This window comes from Rhodococcus sp. YL-1 (assembly GCF_001942025.1).
In the GTDB taxonomy this organism is placed as follows: domain Bacteria; phylum Actinomycetota; class Actinomycetes; order Mycobacteriales; family Mycobacteriaceae; genus Rhodococcus_F; species Rhodococcus_F qingshengii.
The window spans coordinates 1,103,935-1,120,532 of record NZ_CP017299.1; the positions used below are offsets into that span (position 1 = coordinate 1,103,935).

At 62.7% G+C, this 16,598-nt stretch carries 14 protein-coding genes; 5 read left to right on the forward strand and 9 right to left on the reverse strand.

Annotated elements, in window-relative coordinates; all coding sequences use genetic code 11:
• Window positions 1-6: 6 nt before the first annotated feature.
• Complete coding sequence (locus tag BH682_RS05110) at window positions 7-720, reverse strand: response regulator transcription factor (protein WP_075832302.1); 714 nt, start codon at window positions 718-720, stop codon at window positions 7-9.
• Window positions 721-936: 216 nt separating this feature from the next.
• On the opposite strand from BH682_RS05110, the gene BH682_RS05115 reads away from it, so the two are divergent.
• Together BH682_RS05115 and BH682_RS05120 are read left to right on the forward strand one after the other, a co-directional pair.
• Window positions 937-1,587 carry a DUF305 domain-containing protein gene (locus BH682_RS05115; RefSeq protein WP_070162131.1) on the forward strand — a complete coding sequence of 217 codons (651 nt, stop codon included), beginning with the start codon at window positions 937-939 and terminating at the stop codon, window positions 1,585-1,587.
• Between the two features lie 127 nt (window positions 1,588-1,714).
• Entirely contained in the window at window positions 1,715-3,793 is a 2,079-nt protein-coding gene (locus tag BH682_RS05120; protein WP_083954745.1) for a heavy metal translocating P-type ATPase, read from the forward strand.
• Between the two features lie 18 nt (window positions 3,794-3,811).
• Here the strand turns inward: BH682_RS05120 and BH682_RS05125 are convergent, their stop codons facing one another.
• The 4 genes from BH682_RS05125 to BH682_RS05140 form a co-directional block, all read right to left on the reverse strand.
• A complete protein-coding gene (locus BH682_RS05125) occupies window positions 3,812-4,582 on the reverse strand; it encodes an alpha/beta fold hydrolase (RefSeq protein WP_075835159.1) in 771 nt (256 codons plus the stop codon).
• A 142-nt stretch (window positions 4,583-4,724) separates the two neighbouring features.
• A complete protein-coding gene (locus tag BH682_RS05130) occupies window positions 4,725-5,306 on the reverse strand; it encodes a hypothetical protein (RefSeq protein ID WP_223304686.1) in 582 nt (193 codons plus the stop codon).
• A gap of 8 nt (window positions 5,307-5,314) precedes the next feature.
• Window positions 5,315-6,916 carry an ABC-F family ATP-binding cassette domain-containing protein gene (locus BH682_RS05135; protein WP_075832308.1) on the reverse strand — a complete coding sequence of 534 codons (1,602 nt, stop codon included), beginning with the start codon at window positions 6,914-6,916 and terminating at the stop codon, window positions 5,315-5,317.
• A gap of 218 nt (window positions 6,917-7,134) precedes the next feature.
• Window positions 7,135-7,689 (reverse strand): hypothetical protein, encoded by a 555-nt coding sequence (locus BH682_RS05140; protein WP_003945732.1) that lies wholly within the window; start codon window positions 7,687-7,689, stop codon window positions 7,135-7,137.
• A gap of 96 nt (window positions 7,690-7,785) precedes the next feature.
• On the opposite strand from BH682_RS05140, the gene BH682_RS05145 reads away from it, so the two are divergent.
• The 3 genes from BH682_RS05145 (at window position 7,786) to BH682_RS05155 (ending at window position 12,158) form a co-directional block, all read left to right on the forward strand.
• Window positions 7,786-9,603, forward strand: coding sequence for a penicillin-binding transpeptidase domain-containing protein (locus BH682_RS05145; protein WP_075832309.1), 1,818 nt, complete (start codon window positions 7,786-7,788; stop codon window positions 9,601-9,603).
• Between the two features lie 107 nt (window positions 9,604-9,710).
• Window positions 9,711-11,390 (forward strand): NTF2-like N-terminal transpeptidase domain-containing protein, encoded by a 1,680-nt coding sequence (locus BH682_RS05150; RefSeq protein WP_003945897.1) that lies wholly within the window; start codon window positions 9,711-9,713, stop codon window positions 11,388-11,390.
• A 30-nt stretch (window positions 11,391-11,420) separates the two neighbouring features.
• Complete coding sequence (locus BH682_RS05155) at window positions 11,421-12,158, forward strand: sulfite exporter TauE/SafE family protein (RefSeq protein WP_075832311.1); 738 nt, start codon at window positions 11,421-11,423, stop codon at window positions 12,156-12,158.
• Window positions 12,159-12,164: 6 nt separating this feature from the next.
• Here BH682_RS05155 and BH682_RS05160 read toward each other — a convergent pair whose 3' ends face one another.
• The 4 genes from BH682_RS05160 to BH682_RS05175 all read right to left on the reverse strand — a co-directional run bounded on the left by BH682_RS05160 (window position 12,165) and on the right by BH682_RS05175 (window position 16,500).
• Window positions 12,165-13,637 (reverse strand): peptide MFS transporter, encoded by a 1,473-nt coding sequence (locus BH682_RS05160; RefSeq protein WP_003945468.1) that lies wholly within the window; start codon window positions 13,635-13,637, stop codon window positions 12,165-12,167.
• 57 nt (window positions 13,638-13,694) lie between these two features.
• A complete protein-coding gene (locus BH682_RS05165) occupies window positions 13,695-14,072 on the reverse strand; it encodes a DUF3054 domain-containing protein (RefSeq protein ID WP_050655475.1) in 378 nt (125 codons plus the stop codon).
• Between the two features lie 64 nt (window positions 14,073-14,136).
• Window positions 14,137-14,685 carry a YceI family protein gene (locus BH682_RS05170; protein ID WP_003945643.1) on the reverse strand — a complete coding sequence of 183 codons (549 nt, stop codon included), beginning with the start codon at window positions 14,683-14,685 and terminating at the stop codon, window positions 14,137-14,139.
• A gap of 78 nt (window positions 14,686-14,763) precedes the next feature.
• Window positions 14,764-16,500 (reverse strand): 2-isopropylmalate synthase, encoded by a 1,737-nt coding sequence (locus BH682_RS05175; protein ID WP_058039160.1) that lies wholly within the window; start codon window positions 16,498-16,500, stop codon window positions 14,764-14,766.
• Window positions 16,501-16,598: the final 98 nt, after the last annotated feature.

The following is a 16,598-nucleotide window of genomic DNA, read 5'->3' on the forward strand; positions in this document are numbered from 1 at the left end:
CCTCGTTCATGACGACCTCAGGGAGTATCCGACGCCCCTGACGGTTCTGATGAACCGAGGATCGGTCGCGTCGTCGCCGAGTTTGCGGCGTAATGCACGCACATGGACGTCGACGATGTGCTGGTCCCCGAACCAGGACGAGCCCCACACCGAGGCGATGATCTCGGCCCGACTCCAGGCAGCGTCGGGTCGAGATGCAAGCGCGGAGAGCAACGCGAACTCAGTGGGAGTGAGATCGACAGGGTGGTTGTCGACATGCACGGTGCGGGCGAGGACGTCGATGTCGAGACCGGGTGGCGTCGGCAGCACTTTTGGCATCATGCTCGACGCGCGTGGCCGTCTGAGCAGTGCTTTCACTCGCGCAACCAGTTCGCGGGGGCCGAAGGGTTTGACCACGTAGTCGTCTGCGCCGGCCGCCAGTCCGGTCACCTTGTCCGACTCTTCACCGCGGGCGGACAGCATCAGGATGTACGCATCAGAGAAGGTACGGATTCGTCGGCAGACTTCCATGCCGTCGAAGCCCGGGAGCATCAGATCGAGCACTATCAGCGCGGGCTCGAATTCGCGCACCGAACGTACTGCGCTCGGCCCGTCGTGGGCGAGGCGCACGGTGAATCCTTCGCGTGTCAGATAGTTGGCGACAACCTTGGCGAGGGCAGTCTCGTCGTCGACGACAAGAACGCGCCCCGGTTCCTCGCCAGGTCGTAGTTCGGCGCTCATCAGACCGAGGTTAGTCGACTGCGTGTCTGCATTGCTGGCGCGTGGTGGTTTCCACTCGACTGTGAAGATTCGATGAAGGAAGCCTGTTCGAGCCGGTTATCGGGCTTCGCGGTGGATTTTCGCCGGTAACGTGGCAACTGTGCATGTGCAGCACTCTTGTCAAATCAATTGTGGTGCAGTGCATATCGAACAGAATCAATTCTCGGGAGTGAAAACATGTCTTTGACGGTCAGGAAGAGCGCCGCGCGGTTCGTTCCGGTTGTGGCAGCGGCAGCACTGTTGATTGCCGGATGCTCGGACAACTCCGGGGAGAGCATCAACTATTCTTCCGAAACAACCAGTGTTGCAGCACAGTCGGAGATTCCTTCGGGTGTCAATGCTGCCGACATCGAGTTTCTCGAAGGGATGTACCCGCATCACGCGCAGGCATTGGACATGGCCAGAATGGTCGACGGTCGAACCGACAATGCCGAACTTCTCTCTCTTGCAGCGCAGATAGAGGCAGCGCAAGGCCCGGAGATGGCTCAGATGACCGAATTGTTGACGGAGTGGGGACGCCCCGAGCCTTCGTCGAGTTCGATGGAGGGCATGGATGAGTCGGCGCACGCGGGACACGGCGTCGGGATGGCCGAGATGCCGGGAATGATGTCGGCCGACGACATGACCGCCCTCACCGATGCCAGTGGCGCGGAGTTCGACAAGTTGTGGCTGACGATGATGATCGAGCACCACAAGGGTGCCATCACCATGTCCCAGACCGAACTCGACAACGGGCTCGACCCGTCGGCGGAGAAGATGGCAGAAGCGATCATTGCCGGTCAGCAGGCGGAAATCACTCAGATGGAAGCGATGTTGAAGGGGAGTTGAACAGGAGGCCTTGGCCGCGTGACCTTGCTCGGGTGGCTACCTGGGCATACGTTCGAGGCTGATGGCTTGACCGGTGCTGTGCTGCAATCACACGCGAGGGGATGACCGCCACATGGATCACAGTCAGATGGACCATGGCCAGATGGACCATAGTCAGATGGACCATAGCGAGATGAGCCATGGCCAGATGGAGCATGGGGCACACGGTGGTCACGGGGATCACGTCGCACAGTTCCGGACGTTGTTTGCAGTCATGCTGGTCATCGCGGTTCCGGTCGTTGCGGCAGACGCGATGTTCGCTGATCTGGTCGGGTACACACTGCCGGAAAACTCTCTGGTGGAATGGATCTCACCGGTACTCGGCACGGTGATGTACTTCTGGGGTGGCAAGCCGTTCCTCACCGGCGCTGTTGCCGAAATCCGTTCTCGGCAGCCGGGAATGATGCTGTTGATCGCGCTCGCGATCACCGTGGCCTTCTTCGCGTCATGGGCTGCGAGTCTGCACTGGGTGGATCACACTCTCGATTTCTGGTGGGAGCTCGCGCTTCTGATCGTGATCATGTTGTTGGGCCACTGGATCGAGATGCGTTCGCTCAGTCAGACATCGAGCGCCTTGGATTCACTTGCCGCTTTGCTGCCCGACGAGGCAGAACGGGTGGTGGGGGAATCGGTGGAAACCGTGCCCACCGCAGCTCTGGCGACCGGCGACCTGGTGATAGTTCGTCCCGGCGCCCGTGTTCCCTCGGACGGAACGGTGGTCGAGGGAAGCGCCGACATGGACGAATCCATGATTACAGGCGAGTCGAAGACCGTCCGCCGGACTGTCGGAGATCAGGTGGTGGCCGGCACGGTAGCCACCGACTCGGCACTTCGGCTTCGAGTCACCGCCGTGGGAGAAGACACCGCGCTCGCCGGTATCCGGCGCCTGGTCGAGCAAGCCCAGAACTCGTCGAGTCGCGCGCAGGTGTTGGCGGACAAGGCCGCTGCTCTGCTGTTCTGGTACGCACTGGGCGCGGCAGTGCTGACCGCGATCGCCTGGAGTATCTGGGGCACCCCGGAGAGCGCAGTCACCCGGACGATCACCGTTCTGGTGATCGCCTGCCCGCACGCGCTCGGGTTGGCGATTCCACTGGTCGTCTCGATCGCGACGGAACGGGCGGCTCGGGCTGGGATCTTGATCACCGACCGCATGGCCCTCGAGGCGATGCGTAACGTAGACACCGTTCTCTTCGACAAGACCGGCACTCTCACCAAGGGGGAGCCCGCAGTGGTCGGTGTACGCGGTGTCGACGGGTATTCCGATGACGACGTTCTCAGCGCAGCGGCTGCCGTCGAGTTCGACAGCGAACATCCACTCGGGCGCGCCGTCGTCGCGGCGGCGCGGGAGTTGTCGCTCGAATTCACTTCGGGTTCCGACTTTCGGGCGCACAACGGGATCGGGGTTGCTGCGGACGTCGCCGGTGCACGCGTCGGTGTCGGCGGACCGGGGATGCTGCGATCGGTCGGGGCCACCGCGATCCCGGGGACCGAAGAGTGGCTCAGTGACGGGTCGACCGTCCTGCATGTAGTGCGTGACGAGAAGGTAATCGGCGCATTGGCATTGGCCGACGAGATTCGCCCGGAATCAGCATTGGCCGTCGACGCCCTCCATGCTCGCGGTGTGCGGGTGGCCATGGTCACCGGAGACGCGGAGGCCGTGGCCCATTCGGTGGCTCGCAGGCTCGGGATCGACGAAGTTTTCGCCGAAGTGCTTCCGCAGGACAAGGGAGCGCAGGTATCTCGGCTTCAGGCTGAGGGCCACCGCGTGGCGATGGTCGGTGACGGGGTCAACGATGCGCCGGCACTCGCCCAGGCGGATGTGGGCATCGCGATCGGTGCCGGAACCGACGTGGCGATCGCGTCGGCGGGAGTTGTTCTGGCCAGCGATGATCCGCGTTCGGTGAGCTCGGTCATCGAGCTCTCCCGCGCCACCTACCGGAAGATGGTTCAGAACCTTTGGTGGGCAGCGGGATACAACGCGATCTCGGTTCCCCTCGCTGCGGGAGTACTGGCGCCCGTCGGGTTCGTGCTGCCGATGGAGGTCGGAGCAATCCTGATGTCGGTATCCACTGTGGTCGTTGCCGCGAATGCCCAGTTGTTGAGGCGCTTGGACTTACGGCAACCAACGGTGACCGCGCTGGAGTCGAGAGTGCTCACATCGCAGTAGTGAGCGGTTGAAGGTGGACTACTGTCGGCTCAGGAACGGAATGAGCGCACGCAGTACAGCATCGGAGTCTGCGACTGCGCTTGCGTGGTCAGCCCCTTCGATCACAGTCAAGGCACTGTCCGGGATCAGCGACGCGAGATGCTCGGTATCCGGCAGGCGCTCGCGATCTCTCGATCCGACGAACAACAACGCCGGTGTGGTGATCCGTTGCAGCACGGCGTCGTCGATGCCGTGCTCCTTCTCTGCGCCGCGCATGTAGGCAGCGAGCGCGAGGGCATCATTGATTCGGAAGGCAGTCGCAGTCTGAGGATCCACCGGTTTGCCGCGCCTCACGCCCCAACCGGTCAGAAATCCCTCGATACCGCCGCTTTCGAGTACGTCGATGCAGCCCGGGAAGAACAATGCGTCGAACGCGCCCGTCATCGGTCGGCTGCTACCGCCCCCGACGGTCAGCGATCGCACCCGTTCGGAGTGCTCGACTGTCAGCGACATCACCGAACGTCCGCCGAACGAGTATCCGAGGACGTGTGCCGGTTCGAACGGAGACTCCGTGTCGAGGATCTCCAGGAGATCGCCGACCACCAGATCCATTGCATACGAATCGGAGTCGTGTGGTTTGTCACTGCGTCCGTGACCCCGCATGTCGACGAGGATCAGACGATATTGCTCCTGAAGTGCCTTGACGTACCCGAAGCCACGCCAGATGGAGCGCGACAACGCTGTGCCGTGCACCATCAACAGGGGTGGGCCATCGCCCACGATCTGATAGGTGATCCGCGCACCGTCCACCGGATTTCTCACGTCGTGCAACACCCGTCCAGTATGGGTGCCAGTTGCTACGCACGTGAACTCGAGTAGTCGTCCGGTCCCATTCGACGGATGGCGTGGACTCTCACGAACAGTCGGGCCGTCAACTCGGCCTCCCCCAGAGCTACCGGTCACTGCCCGGCGGGGCAGTACCCACTGTTCCAAGCAATGCATCGGTGGAGGGGTCTGCAGTGCTGACGCCTGCGGCTATGCCCAGAATCAGAGCCTCGAAATCAGCGGCGACGATGGTGACCTCCTCGAACTCCGGCTCTCCTCCACGGACAACCTGACCGTCGGGTGCGAGCGCCAAGTACTCGTACCCATTGCGGACCGACATCAGGACCGGGAGGTGAGTGGACCAGAAGGCGTTGATCGCCGCGCGTTCCGCCGGCCCGGAAGCGACCGCCAGGCTCTCGTGCCGGAACGCATTCCAGGGAAACGCCTCATCGCTGACGCCAACGCCACCGGCATAGTTCTCCGCCGAGAGAAACCACACCTGGTCGTCGGAACTGGCAAGTACGGAGAAGGAACTCGCCCACACTACGAGTTGGTCACAACCGCCGACCAGTGGTTGCGGAACTGGGGCAGAGGCCGATCGAGTAGGTTCTTCGCGAACCCAACCTGCGAGCGACAGCGCGGCGGTTGCGTCGAGGTGAAGGCACATCGCCCCACGGTAGGCCAGACCGTCGAGCACCGATAGCGTCAACCGTCGGCCTACTCGGGATCGATGTCTCGAAGACCATTCTCGTCCATGCTGATCCACCGCGTTATACCGATGTCGCGCAGAAACGGCAGATCGTGACTCACCACCACCATGGCGCCGCGAAAATCGGAAAGTGCCTGCGTGAGGTGGGCGAGACTCGGTAGGTCCAGGTTGTTGGTCGGCTCGTCGAGAAGAAGCAGCTGGGGCGCGGGTTCGGCCAGCAGGATCGTGGCTAACGCCGCACGCAATCGTTCACCGCCGGAGAGTGCGGATGCCGATACGTCGGAATCCGTTCCCCGGAAAAGGAACCGTGCCAACTGCCCGCGAATTTCCTCGGCTGTCGCGTGTGGCGCGGCCAACGCGACGTTGTCCGCCACCGAGAGGTCCTCGTCGAACACGTCGAGACGTTGGGGGAGCGCACGAGAGGCTACGAACGGAGTCGACGCGGCGAGTGCATCGAGCAACGTCGTCTTGCCGATTCCGTTGCGTCCCACTATCGCAATCCGCTCCGGCCCGGTGATCTGGAGCGATACCACTTGGCCGCTCTGCAACGGCACCTCGTCGAGCCGCGCAACCTGCTGCCCCGGATGAACCTCTGTAGCAGGCAGATCCAGACGAATCTCGCGATCGTCTCGAAGGAGTTCCTCTGCCTCCGACAGGACAGACTTGGCCTCGTCCACCTTCCCGATATGGTTGAGGGCCAGCTTTCCCGCTGAAACTTGGGCCTGACGTTTTCGTGTCTGCGCGATGATCGGCGGCATCCGCTTGTTCTCGAACATCTTCTGCCCATAGCGCTTACGCCGGTCCAGTTTCGTTCGAGCGTCGATCAGCTCGCGGCTCTGCTTTGCCAGATCGGCCTTGGCGTCGCGAACGGTGGCGAGTGCGTTTTCCTGCTCAGCGGTCACGACCTCCTGGTAGTGCGAGTAGTTGCCGCCGAACACGCGTAGATCCCCCCGACGTAGTTCGATCGTGTACTCCGCGGTGTCGAGCAGTTCCCGGTCGTGGCTGACGATCAGCACGGTTCCCGGAAACTGTTGGACTGCAGCATGAACTCGTGATCGAGCGTCGCGATCCAGGTTGTTGGTCGGCTCGTCCAGGAGAAGTACCTGTGGATTCTTCAGCAGCGTTGCGGTCAAGCCGAGTAAGACGGTCTCTCCGCCGGAGAGGGTGCCGACAGTTCGGCTCAATGCTGCGGTATCCGGAACCACCTTCTCGAGGCCGAGTCGATGCAAGGTGGAGAGGGCGCTCTCCTCGATATCCCAGTTGTTGTCCACGAGCGCAAAGTCGGATTCGGAGCCGTCGCCGGTTTCGATGCGGTGCAATGCGTTTCGGAGTTCGTGGATACCGAGGATGTCATCCACCCGAACGCTCGGATCGAGTGTGATGTCCTGACGGAGGTAGCCGACCTCGCCGGAAGCGGTCACGGATCCGGATTCCGGTGAGAGCTCTCCCGCGATCAACCGCAGCAGAGTCGACTTTCCCGATCCGTTGAGTCCCACGAGACCGACACGGCCACTGGGGAATACAAAATTGGTGTGGGAAAAGACTGATTCGCCGTCCGGCCAGATGAAGGTGAGATCCGAGAGCGACAGAGAAAGATGGGATTGGGTCATGAGTACTCCAGAGGGTGCTTGGACTGTGCGCCCGGCTCAGCAAGTGCTGATGGGTGCGAGTGCCTTCGCGTGATGAACCTCTAGAGGAGCAACGGCCCGTTTCCTGTTCTGTCGGGAATGATTCGTGTTCCAGGTTAGAACACTCGAACGGTCCCGGGCAATCGAATTATTCTGTGCTGTCGGTCTCGTCGGTGTTCGGTGCTCAGATTTTCGGGCCGTCAGATTTTCGGACCCTCGGATCGGAGGTCGTCGACCTTCGACATCGCTTCGCGGAGTTCGGTGAGCCATTGTTCGCTGTGCTTGCCCGCCAACCGGACTGTCCACATGAGAGCGTCCGCTCGGGAGCGAGCAACTCCCGCGTCCACCAAGGTGTCGAGAACCTTGCGTTCGGGCTGACGTAGTCGTGTCATCACCGGAACTGCGAGATGTGTGAACAGGACGGTCTTTTCGTCCAGACGTACACCCCAGGCGACCTTGCGCCCGTAGCGAGCCTCGGCCTCGTCGGCGATGCGCATCCGGTCGGCGCGCGTGGTTTCGCGAAAGCGTGAGATCCTTCCGTCCGCGGCGGCCTCGCCACCGTCGACTGCCGGGAGTTCACCGATCACGACGATTTCTTCGCGGTCGACCTGGACGTCGGCCGTTCCGGTGAACCAGTCATCTGGAAGTCGACCGGCAAACCAGTCGGACGCATCACTCGCGTCGGGAACCGACGCCTGTTGCCAACCTCCGGGACGGCCGAACCTGCGGTCGCCGGAGTTTTGTGAGTTCTTCATGGCGTTCTCCTCGGAGAGCTGGTGGAGTGTGGCGTGCATTTATTGCACTGATTACATGATTACACCGATAGTCGAACTGGCGCCACAAATTCGGGCATGATCGGAGTCGTGCGCCTTTCACACGCTCGTCAGAGCTTCCGAACTTTCCGTCGTCCCGTGGCTGCCGTGGCTCTGGGGGTATTGGCCGCAGGATCGGTAGTTGCCTGCAGTTCTGGCCCTGACCAGCCGAAATCAGTGGCAGAGGAGTTCGCCTCCGCGCTCACGTCCGATGACGTGCAAGCGGCGGCAGCCCTGACCACCGATCCGGCGGCGGCGTCGACTGCGATTTCGGCTCTGATCGACGGGCTGGGCAAGGACGAGGGAACATTCACCGTCTCCGACGCCACCGAGTCCGGTGATTCTGCGGGGAAGTTCACACTCGATGCGGCGTGGAAGTTCGGTGAAGGTCAGGACTGGAACTACTCGACGCAGGGAAACGCGTCGAAAAGCGGGGACAACTGGCTGATTCAGTGGGACCCGGCGCTGTTGGCTCCGGACCTGACCTCCTCGACGACCTTGCGCTACACACCCACTACCGGTGCTCCGCCGTCGGTGCTGGACGCGGCGGGCCAGCCGATCATGGAGCAGCAGGTGGTGACGCTGGTCAATCTCGATTCCGCCGCGGTGCCCCCGGTGGACACGGCAGCCGTGGCGGCCCTTCTCTCGCCCGTCGCACCGACGATCACGGCGGCATCGCTGAGCGGCGATCTTGCGTCGGCAAGTGGGAAGCCGGTCACCGCAATCACTTTGCGGGCCGAGGATCTTGCACCGATCGAGGAGAGGTTGGCGGCGATTCCCGGAGTGAGCTTGGCGCCGCAGGCTCGGTTGCTCTCGGTGGACAAAACTCTGGCGTCGCCGACTTTCAGTGGGTTGTCCGATCTGTGGCAGGAGGGGCAGGACAAGTCCGCGGGCTGGGCGGTACAGCAGGTGAAGCAGAACGGAACCGTCACCACCGTCGCCGGCCAAGACGGGCCGGTTGCTCCGAACATCGCGACAACGATCGACCGACCGATGCAACTCGCGGCCGAGAATGCGCTCGCCGGGGTGACACAACAGGCGGCGATCGTTGCGCTGCAGCCGTCGACCGGAGCGGTGTTGGCGGTGGCCCAGAACGCCCCCGCCGACGCACAGGGCCCGATCGCTCTGACCGGCCTGTACCCACCGGGTTCGACGTTCAAGACCGTGACGACGTCCGCGGCCCTGCAAGCCGGTGTCGCTACACCGGACACCGTTCTGCCGTGCCCGGGTACCGAGAACATCGAGGGCCGTCAGATTCCCAACGACGACGAGTTCGACCTCGGATCGGTTCCGCTGCACACCGCGTTCGCGAAGTCGTGCAACACCACAATGGCGAGGATGGCCGTCGGTCTGCCCGCCGATGCTTTGCACAAGGCGGCGCTGCAGTTCGGGCTCGGCGTCGACTACGTCACCCCCGGACTCACGACGGTGACGGGCAACGTCCCTGACGCGAACACCCCCGCCGAACGCGTCGAGTCCGCGATCGGACAGGGCACGGTGACCGCCACGCCCTTCGGGATGGCTCTCGTGGCGGCCTCGATCGCCAACGGAACGACACCCGCGCCGATGTTGGTCAAGGGACAGCCCGGCGTGGCAGATCAGACCGTTGTACCCGCTCCCGCGGAGGTGACCGAACAGTTGCGGGTGATGATGCGCGAGACCGTCACAGGCGGTACGGCGACGTCGTTGCAGGACATTGCGGGGCTTCTCGGCAAGACCGGCACGGCCGAAACCGAGGGTGGCCCGGCACATGGGTGGTTTGTCGGAATCAAGGGAGACCTCGCATTTGCGGTATTCATCGCGGGTGCGGACAGCTCTTCGCCTGCAGTGCAGGTAGCGGGCACTTTTCTGCGCTGAAACCTGTTTTCCGTTGCAGTTGGATCACGCCGTCGTAGCTCAACCGTGACACGTTCGTAGGCATCCCGTGCTTGTTACTCGTGTGACAGAAGTAAAGAGTTACATGCATGGGGCCCGGAGGACAGCACAACCGTCGTGGAAAATATGTCGTTGCGTCGATAACTGCTGTCGTTCTGACAGTGGCGCTCGCGTCGTGTGTCATCGGTGGGGAGAAGAAATCCGACGCCGCCTCGGTGGTGGAGGACTTCGTCACCGCCCTCAACAACCACGACGCCGAAGCTGCCGCGGCGCTCACGTCGTACCCCAACGCGGCGCGGCCGTCGATCCAGCAGATGTTCGACGGACTGGCCGCCAAGTCCACCGACTTCGACGTCGCTCAGGTCATGGATCTGGGTAGCGACTCCGGACTCTTCACACTCGACGCGTCCTGGAACTTCGGCGAAGGCAAGGACTGGAGCTACCAGTCGCAGGGTGAGGTTCGTGATCTGTCGGTCGGCTGGCGTGTGTCCTGGGACCCGTCGGTCCTCGTCCCCGACCTCGGCAACGGTCGCACCGTTTCGTACACCCGCACGGACGCAGCGCCGCCGAAGGTAGTCGACAGCACCGGCACCCTGCTCATGAACGAGCAGACCATCAACGCGATCACTCTCGACCCGGCCACCATGCCGGACCCCGTCGACACCACTCGTCGCCTCGCCACGGTGCTCGAACCTGTCGCACCGTTGGTCACTTCGGAGTCGATGTTGGCCGACCTCGCCGCAAACCCCGGCAAGCCCGTCACCGCCGTACTGCTCCGCGATCCCGACTACGCCTACCTGGAAAGCGATTTTGCGATCCCCGGTGTCGTCGTGGTCAAGACACCCAAGCTGATCGCCTCCGACCGTCGCATCAACTCGCCGTTGCTGGACCCACTGCGGACCGTGTGGCAGGCCAATCGCGACGCCACCGCCGGCTGGGCGGTCAATCTGGTCGAGCCCAACGGATTCCCGATCAAGCAAGCCGGCTTCCAGGGACCTCCCGGCCCCGACGTCGCCGCGACCCTCGACTCGCACGCTCAACTCGCCGCGATCGAAGCTGTCGTCAGTGCAGGTACTCCTGCGGCCATCGTCGCGATCCGCCCGTCGGACGGCGCCATTCTGGCTGCCGCACAGAACAATCAGGCCATCGAACAGGGCCCGATCGCCTTCACCGGGTTGCGCCCGGCCGGCGGTGCCCTCGATCTGGTCCGTCTCGCATCGTCGATGCAGAACGGCGTCGACCCCGGCGCCGTGTCAGCCGAGCAGTTGGCCGACACCGGGCAGCAACTCGGACTCGGCAACGGCTTCCACATTCAGGGACTCGAACAGCAGACAGCAGTGCTTGCCGCGAACCGCCCCGGCGTGGACCAGGCGATGAACAACGTCATGGCCAACAAGACGTCCAACGACGCGAGCGCGCCGACGGTAACTCCGTTCGGAATGGCGATGCTCGCGGCATCGATCGCCCGCGGCAGTGCCCCGATGCCGATGATGGTCTTCGGACAACCGGCTACCGCCGACGTCACGCCGACGGCATTGCCCGGCGACGTCAACAATCGTCTGCGTGACGCCATGCGAGGCGCCGGCGGACTGGCTGGGTACCCGGACATGATGGCGGCCGGTGCAGCGAGCGGTGACGATCGCTGGTTCTACGGATCACGCGGAGACTTCGCATTCGCAGTGTTCGTCGCAGACGCCGACGGCGGCGATCGAGCAATGCAGATGACGGACAAGCTCTTCCAGGAACTCGGCAAGCCTGCCGACAAGTAGTACCGGGCACCGCGAGTAGATTCCTGGTTCGTGAACCTGCTCGATTTCCTTTTCCTCGTCGTAGCGGGATTCTTCAGCGGTCTAGTCGGTTTTGTCACCGGTCTTGCATCGATCGTTTCGTATCCGGCGCTGCTGAGCGTCGGGCTCTCACCGGTCAGCGCGAACATGACCAATACCGTCGCGTTGGTGGCCGTCGGCGTCGGAGCGTTGGCGAACTCGTCCCGTGAAGTTGCCGATACCGGTCCGAAACTTGTTCGCTGGTCTCTCTATTCGGCGGCCGGTGGCATCATCGGTGCCCTCATCCTGTGGCTGGCACCGGAAGGTTCGTTCGAATCCGTTGTGCCGGCGATGGTCGTGTTCGCCTCGCTCGCGCTGCTGCTGCAACCGAAGATTCGTGAGTTGTCCGGCGGCGGCGACCGCCCCGGAATCTACTCCGCAGCACTGTTCGCCGTCGCGGTATACGGCGGCTATTTCGGTGCCGGTGCCGGCGTCATCTTCCTGGCTGCGACGCTCATCCTCACTTCCGAAACGGTATGGCGTGCAACGATCCTGAAGAGTTTCTTTCTCGGCATCGCCAATCTTGTGGCTGCACTCATCTTCGCCTTCTCCGGACAGGTGCATTGGGTGGCCGCGTTGGCGATGGCGCTCGGCGCGTTGGCCGGAGGTTGGTGTGGCCCGCCCGTCGTCAAGAAAATCCCGCCATCGGTACTGCGTGTGGCAGTAGCGTTAGCGGGATTCGTGTTGGCTCTGTGGTTGTGGGTGAAGTGAGCCCGTTCACTTCACGCCCTGCATCAGCTTCTTGATCCACGGCGAGGCAAGAGCAAGAATCACTCCGATTCCGATCGACGAGAAACCGATGATCAGGAAGAACGGGCGACTGTCGTCGATGTCGAAGTAACCGGCCAAGGTTCCCGCCATCGAAGAACCCAATGCAACGGACAAGAAGAACAACGCCACCATCTGAGTGTGGAAATGCTCGGGCGCGAGTTTGGTTGCAAGGGAAAGGCCGACGGGGGACAGGAAGAGTTCGGCGAAGGTGAAGAGCAGAAGCACACCGGCAAGGCCGAGGAGCGGTGCACTGTTCGGTCCGCCCCCGGTGATCGGGATGAACGCCAGGAACGCCAGACCCATCGTGCCGGTACCGAGCGCGAACTTGATCGGCGACGACGGCTGACGGTCACCGAGTTTGGTCCACATCGCTGCGAACACCCCGGCAAAGATGATGATGAACACCGGATTGATCGACTGTACCCACGTCGGCGGGAAGTCCCAACCGAAGAGATTGCGGTCCAGGAGCTTGTCTGAGATCACCGGCACGGTGGTGAACTGCTGCTGAAACAGCGACCAGAAGGCCGCGCTCGCGATGAACATCGGGATGAACGCAAAGACTCGACTGCGTTCGACCTTGGTGACCTTCTTGCTGGTGAGCATGAGGAGGAAGTAACCGACCGACGCGACGATCGTGAGTCCGACAACGACGTCGGACATGTTGTCCGCCGTGATCAAGCCGGTGACGGAGGCGACCGCGACGACGACGATCGCGGCAATGCCGATCCCGATGTAGAGTGCGCGCTTGTCCGCGGGCAACGGGTTGCCTGGTTCGGCACCGATTCCGTGAAGATGCTTGCGGCCCAGCGTGTACTGGATCAGGCCGAGCGCCATGCCGACGGCAGCGAGAGCAAAACCGGCGTGGAATCCCCAGGCGTCCTGGACGGCTCCGGTGAGCAGCGGACCGACAAGACCGCCGATGTTGATGCCCATGTAGAAGATGGAGAATCCGGCGTCGCGGCGAACATCCTGTTCGGAATAGAGATCTCCGACCAGAGAGGTCGCATTGGCCTTCAAGCCGCCGCTGCCGAAGGCGACCATGACGAGGCCGACGCCGACACCCCACATGCCGGGAAGAACCGACAGTGCGATGTGGCCGGCCATCACCAGCGAAGCACTGTAGAAGAGCGTGCGCTCGGAGCCGAGCAGTCGGTCGGCCACCCACGCCCCGAGAATCGTCGACAGGTAGACGGTGCCGCCGTACGCGCCGACGATGCTGGTCGCTGCCGCCTGGCTGATGCCGAGGCCGCCGTCGCTGACGCTGTAGTACAGGTAATAGATGAGGATGCCTTGCATCCCGTAGAAGGAGAACCTCTCCCACATCTCGACGCCGAACAGGTTCGCCAGCGCAAAGGGTTGGCCGAAGAACCCCCGGTCTTCCTTCTCGCTACGTTCGACGGGCTCCGTAGTGTTGCTCATCCGAAAAGTGTCCTACGTGCTCGGGCATTTCGGGTGGTTCCGAGCCGTGGAGTTTGGTTACGACTTGGTGCGGATTTTCACTACCAGCGGAGCGAGTGCGCGCCAACCGAGAAGGAACGCGCCGAGGACCAGCGTCGCGACGACGATGAAGCTGAACTGGGTGCCCTGGCCACTCAACACTCGCAGGATCATCCCGAAGACGACGGCGCCGAGCCAAACGACAACGCCGGTGGGAACAAGGAGAACGGCGTTGAACTTGTCGCGGTAGAGCGCGAACGTGGCAGCCCATCCGATCACCAGGCCGGTCAGGAAGGGCCAGGATGTCTTCGCCAGACCGGCGAGCGCATTGGCTTCCTCGTGGGTACGGCGCCCTATCGCGCAGAAGATTATGACAAGAATGGCGTCGATCAGCAGGAATGGTGCGTACTTCTTCACGCTCACACCATACGACTGTGCGCCTTTATTAACCGCGGGCGGTTAATAAAGGCGCACAGTGTTGTTAGGCCTGGAGGCCGGCTTCGATCTCGAGGGTGATCGTGATCTTGTCGCCGACAACTGCTCCGCCGCCTTCGAGGGGCATCTCGATGGAGATGTCGAAGTCCTTGCGGTTGATGACGGTGGTGGCCTCGAATCCGGCGACGGGGCCCTGGCCCATGCCCGGGTTGACGCCGTTGAACTCGAGGTTCAGCTCGACCTCGCGGGTGACGCCGTGGAGCGTGAAGTCGCCGGCGAGGACGAAGTCGCTGCCCTTGGAGCGCACTGCGGTGGACTTGAAGGTGGCCTTCGGGAACTTCTCGACGTCGAAGAAGTCAGCGGACTTGATGTGGCCGTCGCGCTGCTCGTTCTTGGTGTTGATGGAGTCCACGGAGATCTCGGCCTCGACGGCCGGGGTTCCGTCTTCGGCAACGGTGATCGTTCCGGAGAACTCGTCGAACGTTCCACGAACCTTGGAAACCATGAGGTGGCGAACCGAGAATCCGACAGTGGAGTGGACGGTGTCGATGACCCAGGTTCCGGCGGTCAATGCGGGCAAGGTTGCGGTGGTCATGGAAGCTCCTGAATAAGTAGTTGAATGTTCAAGTTCTTGTAGCTTCAACTATGGACCCCAGGAAATCCTTCCGCAAGATCATGTGAGCTGCATCACAGTGTTTGTGCTTGCGGCATAGACCGCGTGAAGCGCCGACGCTGTCACCGACTGATGCACCGCAATGCCCCAGCGTCCTTCACCGTTCACCACGCACTCTGCAATGGTGACTGCCGAATTCGCACTCCCGGAAGAATTCGGGTTGCGGGGCAGTGAATGCTGGGTGAGCGAGACAACCTCGACGGCCGAGCCCTGTTCGGTCAGGATTTTGCTCAATGCCTCGACCGGCCCGGACGCACTGGCCGCGGCGGTGACCTCGCGCCCGTCGCGATCGATGGCAACGAACAACTGATCACCGTCGGCGGTGTGTTCCAGTGAGTACCGACGCACTCCTCCGTTGTACCCGTACTCGCGCAGCAGCAGTTTCCACAGTTGGTCGGCAGTCATTTCGGTGCCCGAGTCGTCGGTTTCGAGCTGCACCCGCGAGGCGAAGTCGATCTGCAGGCGCCGGGGGAGTTCGACCCCGTACTCGGTCTGCAGCAGATATGCGATTCCGCCCTTGCCCGACTGGCTGTTCACACGAATGACCGCCTGGTAGTCGCGGCCGACGTCGGCGGGGTCGATCGGCAGGTAAGGGACCGCCCACGGCGCCGATCCCGGATCGACGCCGGCAGCCTCCGCGCTCTCGTAGTGATGCGCGAAGCCCTTCTTGATCGCGTCCTGGTGGGTTCCGGAAAATGCCGTGTACACGAGATCGCCGCCGTACGGGTGGCGTTCGTGGACGGGAATTCTGTTGCAGTACTCCACCGTTCGACGGATCTTGTCGATGTCGGAGAAGTCGATTTCCGGATCGACGCCCTGTGCATGCAGATTGAGCCCCAGCGTGACCAGGTCGACGTTGCCCGTCCGCTCGCCGTTGCCGAACAGGCATCCCTCGACGCGCTGCGCGCCGGCCAGCACTGCCAGTTCGGCGCACGCAACGCCGGTGCCGCGGTCGTTGTGCGGGTGGACCGAGAGGATCACCGAATCGCGTCGGGCCAGATTCTGGTGCATGTATTCGATCTGATCGGCATAGATGTTGGGGGTGGCGATTTCGACTGTGGCAGGGAGGTTGTGGATGACCGGGCGATCGGGGCTGGCGTCCCAGAGTTCGGTGAGACTGTTGCAGACCTGCAGGATGTAGTCGGGTTCGGTGAGGTTGAAGACCTCGGGTGAGAACTCGAATCGCCAGCCGTCGTGGCCTTCGCCGCCACGAGCAACGTCTTGCGCGGCGCGGAAAATCATGTCGTGCAACTCTTCTCGCTCCTTGCCGAGAACGACGTTTCTCCACGTCGGCGCAGTCGCCGTGTACATGTGGACGACCGCGTCAGGCAGCCCCTCGATCGATTGATATGTCCGTTCGATCAAATCCGTACGCGCGGCAGTGAATACGACGATAGTGACGTCGTCGGGAACGAGATCGAAGCGCACCAGGTCGCGAACGAAATCGAAATCGGTCTGGCTCGCAGAGGGATAGCCGACCTCGATTTCCTTGTAGCCGATCGCCACCATCAGTTCGAACATTCGACGCTTGCGTTCGGGGTCCATCGGTTCTGCGAGGGCTTGGTTGCCGTCACGCAGATCGACGGGCACCCACAGGGGTGCCGCGGTGGTGCGATTGGACGGCCACGTCCGCTCGAAAGTCGGAATGTCGACGCGATCCCACGCGGCGCGATAGCGCTCGGACGGCATGGGTGACGGCTTCTGGTTGTTCCAGCGGTTGGCGCGGGTAGTACTCATCTTCGGTTTCTCCTGCGGTCGAGTCGAGAGACCGGCATGGCGAAACCCCGCGGAGGGGTGCCGGTCTTTCAGGCCCCGCCGCGGCAGTCGAGAAGGAG